The following is a 16,963-nucleotide window of genomic DNA, read 5'->3' as shown; positions in this document are numbered from 1 at the left end:
CCAATCCCTTCTGACGGAAGAGGAATACTCTAGCATAGAGGAAGCCTTGTACGGAAGGAGGAATCTCTCATGCGTTTGGTTGCTAATAAATGGTCGAAGTTCTCCGTTTTGTTGGGGCATGCCGGCGTTGCCAAGCATATTCCTACCATGCGCCGTTTTAGCGCTTCGAACCTACAGGTCATGCTGCGACAATATGTATTTGTTGTGGCAAAGCCGATCATTGGAACCGGGGGAAGCAGTGTAGTAAAAATCAAAAAAACGGGTAACGGTTATTTGCTGCACGACAGCGGAACGAAACGAACATTTCGCACTTGGAACGAGCTATTTTCCACGTTAAACCAGATTCGCAAAAACCGCCCGTTTATGCTGCAGCAGGGCATTGACTTAGCTACAATTGACGGTAGGCCCGTAGATTATCGCGTCAAACTGAAAAAAGCAGGTCGGTCATGGGTGATCCGAGCTGTTGTCGGCCGATTGGCGCGCCCGGGAATGTTCGTCACAAACATTTGCCGGGGCGGCACATTACTTAAAGGGGCTCATGCGCTGCGGCGGACTTTCCCTGCTTCGCTAGTCAAATCCAAAATTGACAAGATGTGCGGAGTGGCCCGAACATGTACGATGCTGCTCGAATCTCGCTATCCAGGCATTGGAATGCTGGGTTACGATTTTGGCATCGACAAGCGGGGAAATGTATGGATTTTTGAAGTGAATACGAAACCTCATTAGAGCATAATATCAAAAGGGCTGCCTGGTGGCAGTCTTTTTGATTTTTTCTCGTATTACGTCTATCTTGAACCCAATAAGAATCATATTTAATGATTTTACCCCCTCAGTATCATCAAATTACCTATCACATAAGGAGCTTCGCATCCATTACAATAGACATACTAGTAAGAATAAGGAGGAGAAATTGGATGTTTTGGACCGTGGAGAAATTGCAGTCACGCATAAATGAGTTGGAGTCGTACCGCTATCGCGATGAACGGCACATAGATAAGTTTCGAATCAAACTGGATGAGGATGGCACAATTGGAGCGTATCCGTCGGAAGACGGCGAGTGGATGGACATACGTATAGGTGACCGCTGGAAAGGCCGCGATGTGTACTACTGGCTGGCTGCAGATGTGAGGATTCCCGCTGAGTGGGAAGGAAGAAAGGTACTTGGCCGGTTCTGCCTAGGACAAACTGGAGGTGGAACGAACAGCGGGTTCGAATCGCTGCTATTTCTGAACGGAGAGCCGTATCAAGGAGTAGACTCGAATCATGAGGAAGTTTTTATGCCTGAAGTTGTGATCGGTCATACTGCTCAGCTACGCTTCCGCTTGTGGTCAGGGCTAGGGGGATATGAGAGCCACCGCGAGATGGAGAGCCAGCTGGGGCTGGCTTCTGTTTGTTGGTTGGATGAATACGCGGACGATTTATACTATACGGCTAAAGCGCTGCTGGAAACGGTCCGTATACTAGACGAAAATCGTCCGGAGCGCCATCAGCTGCTTTCTATGCTGGATCAGGCCTTCTTAATACTCGACTGGTCGAGGCCAGGGAGCGAAGGCTTTTACAAGTCAGTCGAAAAGGCACGTGAACAACTCCGGCAGACTTTGTCGTCGATGCCCAAGCTTCACTCGGTTGTGGTACAGTGTATCGGACATACGCATATAGATGTAGCTTGGTTGTGGCAGCTGAAGCATACGAGGGAAAAGGCAGCGAGATCGTTTTCAACCGTACTGCGTTTGATGGAGCAGTATCCGGAGTATATCTTTTTGCAAACACAGCCGCAGCTGTATGAATATATCAAGTCTGATTATCCACAAATTTACGAGCGTATGAAGGAACGCATCAAGGAAGGTCGCTGGGAAGCCGGTGGAGCAATGTGGCTGGAGGCGGATTGCAACTTAGCCTCTGGGGAATCTCTGGTGCGGCAGCTGTTGTACGGAACCCGATTTTTCCGTGAGGAATTCGGTGTGGAATGCAAGTATTTATGGCTGCCTGACGTGTTTGGCTACAGTTGGGCGCTGCCGCAAATTTTACGCAAATCTGGCATCGAATCGTTTATGACGACCAAAATCAGCTGGAACCAATATAACCGGATGCCTCATGACACTTTTAAATGGCGGGGTATTGACGGGACGGAAGTACTGACCCATTTTATTACTACGCCGGATCCCGGTTCGAGCGAAGGAGCCTTTTATTACACGTACAACGGGAAAGTGACGCCTTCATCGGTACAGGGGATCTGGGAAAGCTACCGTGATAAGACGCTCAATACGAATTTGCTGCTTGCTTACGGGTTCGGCGACGGCGGCGGAGGTGTCAATCGTGAGATGCTAGAGATGCGACGCAGGCTGGACGATATTCCAGGCATTCCTCATGTGAAGACGGGGCGTGCTGATGAGTATTTTAACGAATTGCAGGCGAGCATCAGCAACACCAATTCATACGTGCACACGTGGGACGGCGAGTTGTATTTGGAGCTGCACCGCGGTACTTATACGAGTCAGGCTTACAACAAACGGATGAATCGCAAGCTGGAGCTGCTGTATCGGGAAACGGAATGGGTGCAGGTCATGAGCTATATTTTGAATGCCAAAGGTAAAGCGGCGGAAGCCGAAACTTCCCCTGCGCTGCATGAAGGCTGGAAAATTATTTTGCGCAACCAATTCCACGATATTATCCCTGGATCGTCGATCCGCGAGGTGTATGAGGACAGCAGAGTCGAATACGAAGAGGCGTTAACGATAGGTCAAAAGGTGTGGGATCAGTCAGCTTTGCTTTTGACAGCGGGTAGGGAAAAGGGATGCGAAGTGACTGTGTTTAACGGTTCTTCGTGGGAGAGAACAGATCTCGTTTGCATTACCGAAAAGCAAACGGAGGAAGCCGGAGTAGGGTGGTTTGATGCTTCGGATCGACCACTGGAGGCTCAGCTTGTAGGTGGAAACTGGTGGGTAAACGTAGAAAGAATCTCTCCGATGGGATTCGCTGTCATCCATCGAAAGGAACGGGTCGATCAGACTGTGCAGGCTATAGCAGAGAATAAATTCATGAAGTTGGATCATGGGTTTGTGACGCCTTATTATGAAATAGAATGGAATGACTTTGGTCAGATTGTCCGTCTTTACGATCGAATTGAGCGCCGGGAAATACTCGCCGCAGGCGAAACAGGGAATCGTTTCGAAGTGTTCGAAGATAAGCCGAAAGGCCGGCACGAAGCGTGGGATATTGACATCTTTTACACGGAGAAAAAGCAGGAAGTGAATATTCTGACCCGGATCGAAGTAACGGACAGCGGTCCTTTGGCTGTGGTAATCCGTTTCGAGTGGTCCTATATGGATTCTACCGTGGTGCAGGATATGGTGCTCTATGCGTACAGTCGCAGAATCGATTTCCAGACCCACGTTAATTGGAATGAACAGCGCAAACTGTTGAAAGTAGCTTTTCCGCTGCGAATCCGGGCAACGGAAGCGACTTACGATATTCAATTCGGCAACGTGAAGCGTCCGACCCATTGGAATACAAGCTGGGACTATGCCCGGTTTGAAACGGTTGGCCATCAGTGGGCCGATTTGTCCGAACGCGGATATGGCGTCAGTCTGATGAACGATTGTAAATACGGTTATGATGTAAAAGACCATGTGATGCGTCTTACCCTGATCAAGTCCGCTATGGTTCCAGACCCGACGGCCGATCAAGGAGAGCATGAATTTACGTATTCACTCTTCCCTCATGCCAGCGACTGGTATAACGGTGGAACGGTGCAGTCCGCTTGGTCGCTTAACAATCCGTTAACGTTTGTGCTCGGCAAGTCTACCGAAGACTCGTTCAGCTTGTTCCGTCTATCGAGCGATCATGTTATGATCGATGCGGTAAAAAAAGCAGAGGATCATGACGCGATTATTCTCCGAATTCACGAGTTTGCAGGTATTAGCGGCCAAACGCAAATTTCGAGCGATGTTAAGGTCATGTCCTGGCAGGAATGCGACCTGCTCGAAAGGCCTCTTGGTGATTGTCATTACGAATCATTGATTGATGTTCAGCTGAACCCTTACGAGATCAAAACGTTTATCATTCATATTTGCTAGCATAATTTGATATATTCTTGAACAAGCCGCTGAGATAGCTCTGCGGCTTGTTTCCGTTTGCCGATGATGAAAAGGTATCCGATGGACTAACACTGTTTACCGGAGGGGATTTTTTATGCTTTTTTGGTTGTTTATTACATAGCTAAATGTATAAATATTTTTATGGATAAACATCAAATATCTAATTGGATTTATAGATTATCTAAAGATACAATAGGGCTTGTAACAAGAAAACAGATACAGAGGAGAGGAAACAAAATGAAAAAAAATATATTAATCGTGGTCACTTCAGCCAGTCAAATAAACAGTGAAAAGTCTACAGGACTTTGGCTTTCGGAATTTGCTGAGTCTTATATTGAGTTTTCAAAGCAAGGATTTGATATCACAGTAGCTAGTCCTTTAGGCGGTAAAACACCTATTGATAAAAATAGTTTGAGTGCTGATTTGCATCAAGAAATATTGGATACTGAACAATTTCTTGCGGATACTATCAAACTAAATGAGGTTAAGGCTGCGGATTATGATGTGATTTACTTGCCAGGCGGTCACGGAACGATGTTTGATCTGCCGGATAACGAAAAGCTTCAATCCTTGCTCAGAGAATTTTATGAGGCCGAAAAAATCGTAGCTGCAGTATGTCATGGACCAGCAGGTTTGGTAAATGCAAAGTTATCTGACGGAAAATATCTAATCGAAGGTAAACGTATTACAGCCTTTACAGATACGGAAGAAAAAGCGGCTGGTTTGGATCAAGATATGCCTTTCTTATTAGAGTCCAAGCTTCGTGAGGCGGGCCCGATCTTTGTTGCCGCACCAGATTGGAGCGATCATTTTGAAGTTGATGGAAATTTAATTACAGGTCAAAATCCGCAATCAACACTTAGCGTAGCCAAAGAAGTTATCGCCAAACTGAACTAGTTTTTCATTTGTAGCCCATGACAGGACGACATTCATCTGTTGTCCTGTTATTATTTGCATTCATTAAAGGAGGGACCGAACTTGAGTACAACTAGCCTTTCTGATCAAACTTCAGTCTCTATACGTAAAGGGTCGAAAATAGCTTTATACGCACTCACTTTAGGGGCTTTTGCCATCGGAATGACCGAATTCATTATTATGGGTTTGCTACCGGAAGTGGCAGTAAGCCTGAGTGTTTCTATCCCTTCAGCCGGCATGCTTATCACTGGTTATGCGCTGGGAGTTGCAATTGGAGCGCCTTTCATCACAATCGCGACACACAAAATGCAGCGTAAGGCGCTCTTAATTTTACTTATGCTTATTTTTATTGCAGGGAACGCACTAGCAGCACTTTCACCGAACTACTTTGTACTCATGATTGCTCGCATCATTGCAGCGTTGACGCACGGCTCTTTTTTTGGTGTAGGTTCGGTAGTCGCGGCGCAGTTGGTTCCCAAAGAGAAGCGAGCGGGTGCTATTGCGATCATGTTTACGGGGTTAACCTTGGCAAACATCTTGGGTGTTCCGATAGGAACGTTTTTGGGACAAGCTTATGGCTGGCGGTCTACGTTCTGGGCAATCACCATCATTGGGATCATAGCACTAGTTGGTGTTGTGGTGCTCGTCCCGCATGTCAAAGCTGTACAATCAAGCTTGCGTCAGGAACTAGGTGTCTTACGGAAGCCTGTCGTTCATATCGCGCTATTGATGACTGTGTTTGGATTTGGAGGTGTCTTTACAGCCTTTACCTATATAGCACCGATTTTGGTGGATATAACAGGATTCTCACCAAGTTCAGTCTCCTACATCCTTGTCTTGTTTGGTCTAGGAATAACCATAGGGAATATTTATGGCGGAAAACTAGCAGACCGAAAACTGATGCCCTCACTTATTGGAATCCTTACTCTCTTAGCAATTGTTTTGGCCGTGTTTAGTTTAACCGATCAGAACAAAATTCTCGCTTTGATTACGATATTCATTTTGGGAATAGCGGCATTCGGTATCGTACCTGGGTTGCAACTTCACATGTTAAATACGGCCAAAGAAGCGCCTACCTTAGCATCTACGCTGAATATAGCCGCTTTTAACCTGGGAAATGCTCTAGGTGCATACCTTGGAGGAGTTGTGATTGAGCAGAAATTTGGTGGCGGACTTCAAGCAGTACCTTGGGTGGCTGCACTGGTTACTGTCGTAGGTATTCTCTTTACCCTCTGGGGAAGGCAGCAAATGAAAAGGGAGTCTCGAGTTTGATTCGAGGCTCTCTTTGTCATTGAAGGTAAATCGTAGGTGTAGTGAAAACAGAATGGAGGGGGGATATAATATAGATGAATGAGACAGTATCGTACGAGAGGATCTTGTAAATGGCGAATTTTGAATGGTATCGAAGTTTTATTACTATATATAAACATAATTCTGTATCGGAAGCAGCCAAAACGAGGATTATGACACAACCGGCCATGAGTCAACATCTAGCTGCATTAGAAGCTGAGGTTGGCGAACCTTTATTTACAAGGACATCAAGGAAAATGGTTCCGACTGAACGAGGCAAAGAACTTTATTCCTATTTGGCACCTCTTATTGAGTCACTTGAGTTGGCAACGCTAAGTTTCAAAGCCGTCTCATCGCCTACGCTTCCGGTTGTAAAAATCGGCACTGCGCATGAGTTTTTTAGAGAAAGAATGGCTCCATATCTCGGAAGCTTACATATTCGTGTAATTGCTTATTACGGGCTGGCAGCCTATATTTTAGACCTATTAACGGAAGACAAGGTAGATATCATCGTGACCTCACAAAAGTATTCAGCACCTGGGATAGAATATCTGCATTATGTAGAAGAAGAGTTTGTTGTAACAGCACCTTATGATTATGAGGAACCTGATTTCAATGACTCGAAGCAGTTAGAAGCTTGGTTATGTTCACAAACATGGCTTAGTTACGGTCTAGAATTGCCCATTATCCGAAGATTTTGGAGAGAAAACTTTCAAAAACGTCCTCAGATGAAACCAAAACATGTTTTACCCGATTTGCATATTATTTTGTCTGCTATCGAACATGGAGCTGGAATTAGTTTATTGCCTACATACATGCTGGCGAACTCCTTGCAAACAAACAAAGTGAAAATAATTTGTAAGCCTTATAAAGTAACGAATGATTTATACGTTGCCTTTAAAATAAAAAATTCAACAATGCCAAAAATAAGAATGATGATAGAAGCTCTTAAAGGTAATATGCTTCCTACTTACTCACAAAAATCACCTGACCTCTAGTGCAGTAAAAGGTAACGAGGCTGTCCCCAAATGACTTTTGGGACAGCCTCGTTTGTTAAATCTAATTTTAAAAACTTATTCAATTTAAACTTAAAAATCAAAATTATCAGGGTCTGGACCCACCCGGCGATGCTGATCAAGGGCCGAAATAGCTGCCATATCCGTATCATTTAATGAGAAATCAAAGATTTCTGCATTGGACTGAATGCGTCTAGCTTGAATGGATTTCGGAATCGTTGCCCAGCCGCTTTGCAGCTGCCAACGCAGGACGATTTGGGCAACTGATTTTCCCGCGCGGTCTGCGATAGCTTGGATGACGGGTTCATGCAGAATCTCTCCCTGCATCAGAGGTGCCCAAGCGACGGCTTGAATCCCGTTTTTATCTAAAAAAGATTTAAGTTCATTCTGAACGAGTCGCGGATGACGCTCTACTTGATTAATAGCCGGTTTCACAGTTGCATCTTTAAGCAGGTTTTCAAGGTGGTGGATGTGAAAGTTACTAACCCCAATAGCCCCCACACGTCCTTCGTTATACAGAAACTCGAGCGCTTTCCAGCTTTCTAGATATTTATTTTCAACAGGCCAGTGTATAAGGTATAAATCAAGCTTTTCTAATCCCAGATTCTTTAAGCTTTTCTCATAAGCTGCTATTGCGCTATCATAGCCTTGGTCTGCATTCCATAATTTCGAGGTGATAAACAAGTCTTCACGTTGAAGGCCCGTGCGTTTCAAGCCACGCCTGATACCTTCCCCAACGCCTTCTTCGTTCTGATAAATAGCTGCAGTATCAATGTGACGGTAACCAATGACAATGGCTTCTTCAACGGCTGCAATGACGGTATCGCCATCCTCGACCTGAAAGACGCCTAGACCTAGCCAAGGAAAAGCTTTCCCATGGTTTAATTGAATTGTATCTTGTAAGTGTTTCATTTGATTATCCTCCTAATATTGGGGTGAAAAAACGATGTCCACCCGTTACTGTTTTTTTAATTAGACATATGATTTCAAAGACTGATTCGATGCGGTGGGAAGTGCGGAAGCACGTATTCTCCAAGCTCATGTATGACCTCGCCAGCTGGTCGATCGCTGTCAAAGAGAGCAAAGAAGAGATGATTAACACCAATCGTTTTGTAAACTTCAATTAATTCGATTAGTTTATTTCTTCCTATTCGAAAACCAAGCCGAATGGGTGTTGCTTCTTCATCTGGATCTTCCGCTAAATCGAGATGCATAGGCATAGAGAATGGACGAAACTCCGTATGGTTTTGGCGGTCAGCAGACTCTCGCCATGCCGTTATGGCTTCTAGCTGCCGCATAGGTCCTTGTGGATAGTACATCCATCCATCGCCGTTCTGTCCAAGCCAATCGAGATCTTGCTGTGCAAAACCGGTAACCATGGTAGGAATTCTATTCTTCAGTTTTGGCACGAGTGTTGCTTGCTCGATATGACCATAACTGGAGTCAATTCTAGGATAGTTTTCATAAAGCGCCTTTTCTAGATAGGAGAAGGCTTCACGGAACTGGCTGCCGCGGCTAGAATGAACTACGCCAAGACCCTTGAAGTCAGCTCGTCTATCTCCAGATGATATTCCCATGATGAACCTTTCGGGAAAGAGGGCTTCGATGGTAGCAACTTCTTTCGCCATCCTCAGTGGATGGCGAAGCGGAAGTACCAGCGCGGATGTTCCAATCGCAATTTGTTTGGTCTGACTAAGCAGGTGCGTACCGAAAATTAGACTATCATAAATTTGACCGACAGCCGGATCCCCAAACTGGGGATCTTCCAAAATAACGTCTCGGAGCCAGAGCGTAGTAAATCCGTATCCTTCAGCAGCTTGTGCAAGCTCAACCTGATTAGCCATCGTAGGTGTATTTGATTGAAAGTTTTCTAATGGAATGTGGAGGCCAAGCGTTAACTCGCCTTCTTTGTACATCCTTTGATAAGTTTGATGATGCTCAAACATATAAATGCCTCCTATTATGATTTCCGTTCCAGCTTAGCAGAAATACCAGTGAGTAGGATGGCAACGAGAACCATTAAAGCACCAACCCATGGGGTATGAACAAGACCCATGGAGTCGATAACAACCCCACCGACGATCGAGCCAATAGCAATACCGACGTTGAACGCTGCAATATTGATCGCTGATGCAACATCGACCGCTGAAGGTACATACTTTTCAGCCAATTGGACGACATATAATTGAAGACCAGGCACATTCATGAAAGCAAGCAAGCCCATTAAGATAACACCAATCACGCCAGCCACTTTAAATGGAGCAAGGAATGTTAAAAGGATTAGAACGGCTGCTTGAATAATAAACATCCAAAATAGTGCTCGTAAAGGGTTTTTATTTGCTAATTTGCCACCAACAGAGTTACCGAATGCAACAGCAACACCATAAATGATCAAAATAATGTTAATCATGCCTGAACTTATGCCAGTCACATCATGCAGGAGTGGAGTTAAATAAGTGAAAGCAACAAACGTCCCTCCATAACCGAATGCCGTGATAAGAAAGCCTAGGACCAAACGGCCATTGGTGAGCAGACGGAACATGTCTGAAAATTTAGCGGGTGGAGATTGCTTGAGATTTTTAGGGATAAGTGCGGCACTGGAAATGATCGTAATTACACCTAGTAAGGCAACGCCCCAGAAAGTTGCTCTCCAGCCGAAGGCTTGGCCGATAAATGTCCCCAATGGAACACCGGTAACAATGGCGATGGTAAGACCAGTGAACATGAGAGCAATGGCACTGCCCTTTTTCTCTGGAGATACGAGCTGAACAGCAATGGTCGCTCCAATGGAGAAAAAGACACCATGAGAAAATGCGGTGATGAAACGTGCAACAAGCAGTATTTCAAATGACGGTGAAAGTGCAGCGACAGCGTTACCGATGATGAAAACAACCATCAGCGACATGAGCAAGGATTTCCGGCTCATCCGATTGGTGAGCGCGGTGAGAATCGGCGCTCCGACCGCGACGCCAATCGCATAACCAGAAATAAGAAGGCCAGCTAGCGTGATGCCAATGTTTAAGTCATTCGCGATAGACGCGAGCAGGCCTACTGGTACAAACTCTGTTGTTCCGATTCCAAATGCGCTAATCGCAAGGGCAAGAAGCGCCCATGTTCCTGTATTTTGCTTCACTTTATGTTGTGATGCAGATTGTGATAATGACTGGTTCATGTTTTGCCTCCTAATGAATGTATTTTGAACAGCTGTAAGCTTTACTTTCGCTTCACAAGTGCTATTATAAAACCATTAAGTTGTTTTTGATAAGTACGTACTTTTAAGTACTATAGGGACTTTTAAGTGCTATAGGTACCTGAAAGTACCCTTATATGCGAATTACAAATAGGTGCCTCCTGAGTTACTCGTTAGTAAAGTAAGGCAATGCATGGTGCCATTAATTCTGGGAATACTACTGCTTAGAGCAGTCAAAATGTACTTGAAGGACATAGCTCAAAAATCAAAAGTCTCCGTTGCCACCGTATCTTACGTTTAAATAATACGAGTTGGGTTCATGAAGAAAAGAGAAAACGAGTTTTGAGAGCGGTTTCTTATTGTCATTTACCGAAGGAATAGGCCTGCATCCACAAATTCTCTCGCTCAGCAAAAAAAACGCCAAGCCTTTCAAATTCGAAGGCTTAGCGTTTTTGATTAGTCTTATTCATTCCCGTTTAGTCTCTATATTTCAGGGAGTATCATTTCTTCAGCAATGGTTTATTCGGCAAATAGTGTAAAGTACGGATGTTGCGTATCGTTTTGGTTTTTGCTCGCATGACAATGGAATGCGTTTCAGCCCGCTGATCCGGTAAATATCTCACGCCTTCCAAGAACTCGCCAGGCGTTACGCCTGTCGCTGCGAAAATAACATCTTCCGTACCCACCATATCATCCATCGTCAAGATTTTGTTAGGATCTTTAATACCCATTTCAATACAACGGTCGTATTCGCTGCTGTCAGCAGGCATCAAACGTCCTTGCAGCTCTCCGCCCAGACATTTCAACGCTGCTGCAGCAAGTACGCCTTCGGGAGCCCCACCAGAACCGACATAAAGATCGATCCCTGCTTCAGGAAAAGCCGGAGCCATTGCGCCAGCAACGTCACCATCCGAAAGAAATTTAATCCTGACTCCAACATTTCGCAAAGTTTTAACAAGCGATTCATGACGAACTCGGTCAAGTATCATAACCGTAAGATCTGAAACTTGCTTATTCAGGACCTCCGCCGCTTTCGCGAGTGTTATTTCCATAGGATCATTTAGACTTAGTATGCCAACTAGTGCCGGGCCAACTGCTAACTTCTCCATATACATATCAGGCGCATGAAGCAAATTCCCTTTTCCTGCTACGGCAATTACCGAAAGCGCGTTGTTCAAGCCTTTAGCCACAATATCGGTTCCCTCGAGTGGATCAACCGCGATGTCTACCTCCGGCCCGTTCATACTTCCTACTTGCTCACCAATATAGAGCATGGGTGCCTCATCCATCTCACCTTCTCCTATAACGACAGTTCCCCGAATCGATACCGAGTCGAACATAGCGCGCATGGCTGAAGTTGCAGCGCCATCCGCACTATTTTTATCTCCTCTACCCATCCAAGGAGCTGAAGCTAAAGCAGCCAACTCCGTTACTCGAACTATTTCCAACGCAAGTTCCCGTTCCATGGTTTCTCTCCCTATCCTTATTTAGATTTCACTAGTTTTCCCATATTAAAGAAGGACATTCTATATTTTAAATTAATATGCCTAAACGATTCTCCTGCTTCATTGATCATAAACATTCCTTCTGTTACTTCCTTAGCATTCATTTCCATTGACTGTATGGCTTTTTGAGTTTCATATTGATTGTTAGTAACCAAGTTGGAAATATGTTTGGCCGACATACCCGTTTGATCGGCAAGTATACGCCAATATTTTTCTGTCTAAGGTAAGCCTCATCGTAAGTTCCTTTCTACTATTATTTCTATGCAAGATGTTTTCAAAATAAACAAATACCTGGCTATTAAGGACACTTTCGGGCGCAACAAAATTGTGCTAGCTTTTCGCAAGTTTGGCTAGATTCAAGTAAGCGCTTTTTAAGTAAGATGGAATAAAGTGGGATTTCAAAAATATTCCAGGTGAAAGAGCAAGTAGTCCTGATGAGAACGGAAACGAACGGGCAAAAGCAGATGTGGATTTATTTCTATCTTCAAGTGTTAGTGTAGGCTTTAAGAAAAAAGGAGGCTTTTATTAGAACGTCGATACTTAGTTACAGGCAGTAATTTATAACTTCAGTCTTTCTTGTAAGCGTTATCATGGATATGAGTTAACATTTTATTCAATTACAAACGCATAGTGAAGGGACTGAGTGAAGATGAAAGTAGAAAAGCATAGCATTGACTTTATTCCTGAAAATGAGCGACATGGCAGCCCGAAAAGTTTATTTACAATTTGGTTTGGCATTAATATGCAACTAGTCCCAGTGGTGACAGGAGCTTTAGCCATAATACTCGGATTAAATCTATTTTGGAGCATAGTAGCCATTGTTGCCGGCAACCTGATTGGCGCGATTTTTATGGCTTATCATTCTGCGCAAGGTCCCCAATTAGGGATTCCCCAAATGATCCAGAGTAGGGCGCAATTTGGTGTAATAGGAGCTATTCTTCCTCTTATTCTGGTGCTCATTATGTACATTGGCTTTGGTTCGACAGGAGCCATTCTGTATAGCCATTCATTAACAAATATTATTCCCATGCCATCAACGGCAGCGATTGTAATTTTCAATATTATCACTTTTGTGATAGCCGTATATGGATATGATTTAATTCATTCTATCAATCGGTATCTTTCAATTATTTTTGCAGTCGTGTTTTTAGTGCTTACATTTCTTGCACTGAAAATGCCCATGTCTGCCGAAGCCTGGTCGATAGGTCATTTTAATGCTCCCATATTTTTCTTAATACTTAGCATCATGGTAACATGGCAGATTACTTATGCCCCATATGTTGCTGACTATTCTCGCTATCTGCCGGTGAACACACCGACTAGGCAGACATTCTTTTATACATACGCAGGGACTGTTATCTCAAGTAGCTGGATGATGATCCTCGGAGCGATAATGGCAACTTTATTTAGCGATTTTGAGGGAAATCCGACAAGAGGACTTACCGAATTAGTAGGTTCAAATTTCTCAATCATTATCAATCTTTTAATCATACTGGGTGGTATCGCTGCTGCTCCAGTCGGTATCTATGGAGGATTTATGTCTCTTATAGCTACTTTGGAACCGATTACAAAGCTTCGCGGTACACCAAAAACTCGGTTCTGGCTCATGTTTTTGGTAACGGCGGTCTGTACAGTAATCCCAATCATGGCGCAGGACAATTTCATGCATTTCTTCTCAAATTTCTTACTGTTACTGATGTATTTTATGGTGCCGTGGACATCAATTAACCTGGTGGACTTTTACTTCTTACGTAAAAGTAATTATAACGTTAAAGCTATATTCGACATCAATGGTGAGTACGGTAGAGTTAATTGGATTGCCATTATTGCTTATATAATCGGTGGACTTGTGGAGGTTCCTTTTGTAAGCTCCCCGCTTTACGAAGGATCGATTTCCAAGTATTTAGGCGGAACGGATCTGGCTTGGATTGTTGGCTTGATCGTATCAGCGGCGGTTTATTACTATCCAATGAGACGTACACTTCATGGTAGTCAAAAGAATATCCATCATAATCTTGATTTGTAATTACTTTTATAAATTTTCGAAAGGGGTCTTATCATTGGAAACGAAACAATCTCAAACACTAAACAACCTTGTTCATTTAGTTAAAAATGATGTGGTTAAATGGAGGCGCTTTCTTCATCAAAACCCTGAGTTGTCTTTCCACGAAGAAAAAACGTCCCAGTTCGTTTATGATACGCTTCAGTCGTTTGGCGGATTGGAGGTTTCCCGGCCAACCAGAACGAGTGTAATGGCTCGTCTCATTGGAAAACAACCGGGGAAAATATTGGCTATCCGAGCTGATATAGATGCATTGCCTATTCAAGAAGAAAATAAATTTGACTTTGTTTCCAAAACCCCTGGAGCTATGCATGCTTGTGGACATGATGGACATACGGCTATGTTACTCGGAACAGCAAGAATTCTTGCAGGTCTAAAAGAGCAAATCATCGGTGAGGTACGGTTTCTGTTCCAACATGGCGAGGAAACACATCCGGGTGGTGCCGGAGAGATGGTATCTGCAGGAGTTATGGAGGATGTAGACTACGTCATTGCGGTTCACCTTTTACCCCAGATTGAAGTCGGTAAAATCGGAATCATTTACGGTCCTATGACGGCTTCATCGGATGGTTTTAATCTTACTATCCATGGCAAAGGCGGGCATGCTGCATTACCTCATCAAACGATTGACAGTATCGCAGTTGCTGCACAAGTTGTAACAAACCTACAGCACATTGTCTCAAGGTGTAATGATCCTCTTGACAGTACTGTCATCTCGATTACTCAATTTACTGGTGGCACAGAGTTTTGCGTAATTCCAAGCTCTGTTCAGGTTGTTGGTTGGATACATACTTTAAATCCTGAGTTCCGCAAAGGTTTACCAGCACTTTTGGAAAAAGTGATTAAAGGCATCACGGAAGCACATAGCGCAACTTACGCTTTCCAATATGTTCCTGGTTATGACATCGTTATTAATGATGAACAAGTAACCAAAGTTATTGAGGAAACCGTATGTGAAGTGCTGGGCGAGGAAGCTCTTGAGCGAAGAAGACCGATCATGGCTGGTGATGACTTTTCTGCGTTTCAACAAAAAGCACCGGGAACCTACTTCTGGGTGGGAGCTGGGAATCAACAAAAGGGAATTACGAATCCACTCCATCATCCTCAGTTTACAATTGATGAGGATGCACTAGAGAATGGAGTGAAAATGTTTGTTCACTCTACGTTTAAATTACTGTCACAATCGTAGTTTTGCTCTGAAATCTTTATCAAAGGGAGGATAACTAATATGGCTAGAACCCGATTGTTTCAAAGAGTGCTAGACGCCGTTTCGATTGCCTCAGAGTCATCGAAGAGAGGTGTTTCAGTCGAACAAATCAGTGAGGAAAGAATCCAACAATCCATCACACGAAGGGAGTTCCTACAAAAGGCAGTGACGATGGGGGTGGTGGCTGCTATACCAAGCTCATTTTTGCGCTTTGGCAATCTCGTGGCAAATGCATCTACAACGCCACGAATTGCAATTGTCGGTGCTGGGTTAGCTGGACTTACATGTGCTTATCGGTTAAAACAGGCGGGTCTGATTGCTCAAGTGTATGAAGCATCAAGCCGTGTAGGTGGCCGTTGTTGGACACGACGTGGAGATTTCGCTAATGGACAAATCGCGGAACATGGTGGGGAATTGATAGACCAGAATCATACGGATATTCTGCATCTCTCGCAAGAATTGGGATTGAACGTTGATGATGTGTTAAATGCGCAACCGACAGGTACGGAGGATTTCTACTATGTTAACGGTGCGCGCTATAGCCTTGCTCAATTTTCTAATGATCTGCAAGCAATTTGGCAACAAATTCACAGTGACTACTCGAATGCGGCCTCTACACAGTATAACAATTATACACAGCGTGGTTGGGAATTAGATCACATGTCAGTTAGAGGCTGGATAAATCAATATGTGCCTGGCGGTGTGAATTCAAATTTGGGGAAACTATTGGATCTCACCTACGAAAATGAATTTGGAGCGCCTTCAACCGAATTAAGCTCTCTCAATCTCATATGGATATTAGGAGCACTGGGCCCCGGACAACCGCGTATTTTGGGGAAATCGAACGGGAAGTATCATGTCCATGGAGGAAATGACCAGATACCACAAATTCTTGCCCAAAGATGTCCTAATCAAATTTCGACAGGTTATGAACTGATTAAGATAAAGAAAAATAGCGACTCCACGTACACACTTACTTTCAAGGTAGGTGTCAACACCCAGAACGTTGTTGCTGATCATGTCGTACTTGCCATGCCGTTCTCCATTCTTCGTGAATCCGTAGATTTTAGTGAAGCTGGCTTTAGTCAGTTGAAACAAACGGCCATAACTCAATTGGGGATGGGAGTCAATGCAAAGCTGCAATTACAATTTACTGAACGTTCTTGGTATAATTTAGGATGTACGGGCGGATCGTTCTCAGACACGGGATACCAAGATACGTGGGAGGTCACTCGTGCGCAATCTGGATCAACTGGTATTTTAGTGGAATTCGCAGGTACAGACGTCGCAACAAGTTTGAACAGTGGGACTCTGAATTCCCAAGCAATAAAATTTCTTGGGCAATTGGAACCTGTGTTACCAGGCATTACTGCCAAGTGGAATGGCATGGTCACACTAGACTATTGGCCTGGCAATAAATTCTCGAAAGGCTCGTATTCCTACTATAAGGTCGGTCAGACTACATTGTTTGCGGGTTATGAGGGTGTTCAGGAGGGGAATTGTCACTTTGCTGGTGAACACACTTCTTCGTTATTTCAGGGCTTCTTAAATGGCGCAGTTGAAAGCGGACAACGTGCAGCTAGTGAAATTACTGCGATAGTATGTTCTCAAGCGTCAGTCCCATCAACAGCAAATGCGTTATGAGACTAGATTGAATGTTCTCGAATTAAGGAGGAGGTAT

Annotated in this window: 12 protein-coding genes; 8 read left to right on the top strand and 4 right to left on the bottom strand. The window is 44.1% G+C overall.

Going from position 1 to position 16,963, the window contains the following annotated elements; genetic code table 11:
• Positions 1-69 precede the first annotated feature (69 nt).
• The 5 genes from GC098_RS24750 to GC098_RS24730 all read left to right on the top strand — a co-directional run bounded on the left by GC098_RS24750 (position 70) and on the right by GC098_RS24730 (position 7,300).
• Complete coding sequence (locus GC098_RS24750; RefSeq protein WP_171645884.1) at positions 70-726, top strand: YheC/YheD family protein; 657 nt, start codon at positions 70-72, stop codon at positions 724-726.
• Between the two features lie 188 nt (positions 727-914).
• Positions 915-4,076, top strand: coding sequence for an alpha-mannosidase (locus tag GC098_RS24745; protein WP_171645883.1), 3,162 nt, complete (start codon positions 915-917; stop codon positions 4,074-4,076).
• A gap of 258 nt (positions 4,077-4,334) precedes the next feature.
• The gene (locus tag GC098_RS24740) at positions 4,335-4,994 is read left to right on the top strand and encodes a type 1 glutamine amidotransferase domain-containing protein (protein WP_171645882.1); all 660 of its coding nucleotides are present in this window, start codon (positions 4,335-4,337) and stop codon (positions 4,992-4,994) included.
• Positions 4,995-5,075: 81 nt separating this feature from the next.
• A complete protein-coding gene (locus GC098_RS24735) occupies positions 5,076-6,284 on the top strand; it encodes an MFS transporter (protein ID WP_171645881.1) in 1,209 nt (402 codons plus the stop codon).
• 110 nt (positions 6,285-6,394) lie between these two features.
• Positions 6,395-7,300, top strand: a complete 906-nt coding sequence (locus GC098_RS24730; protein WP_171645880.1) for a LysR family transcriptional regulator — start codon at positions 6,395-6,397, stop codon at positions 7,298-7,300.
• Between the two features lie 90 nt (positions 7,301-7,390).
• On the opposite strand, the gene GC098_RS24725 is transcribed toward GC098_RS24730, so the two are convergent.
• From GC098_RS24725 to glpX, 4 genes are all read right to left on the bottom strand, one after another.
• Positions 7,391-8,230 carry an aldo/keto reductase gene (locus GC098_RS24725; RefSeq protein ID WP_171645879.1) on the bottom strand — a complete coding sequence of 280 codons (840 nt, stop codon included), beginning with the start codon at positions 8,228-8,230 and terminating at the stop codon, positions 7,391-7,393.
• A 74-nt stretch (positions 8,231-8,304) separates the two neighbouring features.
• Positions 8,305-9,264: a TIGR03571 family LLM class oxidoreductase gene (locus GC098_RS24720; protein WP_216625409.1), complete on the bottom strand. Its 960-nt coding sequence runs from the start codon at positions 9,262-9,264 to the stop codon at positions 8,305-8,307.
• 14 nt (positions 9,265-9,278) lie between these two features.
• Entirely contained in the window at positions 9,279-10,490 is a 1,212-nt protein-coding gene (locus tag GC098_RS24715; RefSeq protein ID WP_171645878.1) for an MFS transporter, read from the bottom strand.
• Positions 10,491-11,008: 518 nt separating this feature from the next.
• Positions 11,009-11,974: a class II fructose-bisphosphatase gene (glpX, locus tag GC098_RS24705; RefSeq protein ID WP_171645876.1), complete on the bottom strand. Its 966-nt coding sequence runs from the start codon at positions 11,972-11,974 to the stop codon at positions 11,009-11,011.
• A 688-nt stretch (positions 11,975-12,662) separates the two neighbouring features.
• On the opposite strand from glpX, the gene GC098_RS24700 reads away from it, so the two are divergent.
• Genes GC098_RS24700 through GC098_RS24690 form a run of 3 tightly spaced genes read left to right on the top strand, consistent with a single transcriptional unit; the run spans position 12,663 to position 16,926 of the window.
• Positions 12,663-14,039: a purine-cytosine permease family protein gene (locus tag GC098_RS24700; protein ID WP_171645875.1), complete on the top strand. Its 1,377-nt coding sequence runs from the start codon at positions 12,663-12,665 to the stop codon at positions 14,037-14,039.
• Between the two features lie 34 nt (positions 14,040-14,073).
• A complete protein-coding gene (locus GC098_RS24695) occupies positions 14,074-15,264 on the top strand; it encodes an amidohydrolase (RefSeq protein WP_246358916.1) in 1,191 nt (396 codons plus the stop codon).
• A gap of 39 nt (positions 15,265-15,303) precedes the next feature.
• On the top strand, positions 15,304-16,926 hold the full coding sequence (locus GC098_RS24690; RefSeq protein ID WP_171645873.1) for a flavin monoamine oxidase family protein: 1,623 nt from the start codon (positions 15,304-15,306) through the stop codon (positions 16,924-16,926).
• Positions 16,927-16,963 lie beyond the last annotated feature (37 nt).

Origin of the sequence: Paenibacillus phytorum (genome assembly GCF_013141715.1) — a bacterium.
Lineage (GTDB): Bacteria > Bacillota > Bacilli > Paenibacillales > NBRC-103111 > Paenibacillus_E > Paenibacillus_E phytorum.
The sequence above is the reverse complement of the archived record's forward strand: the minus strand, read 5'-3'. Positions and strand labels throughout refer to the sequence as shown.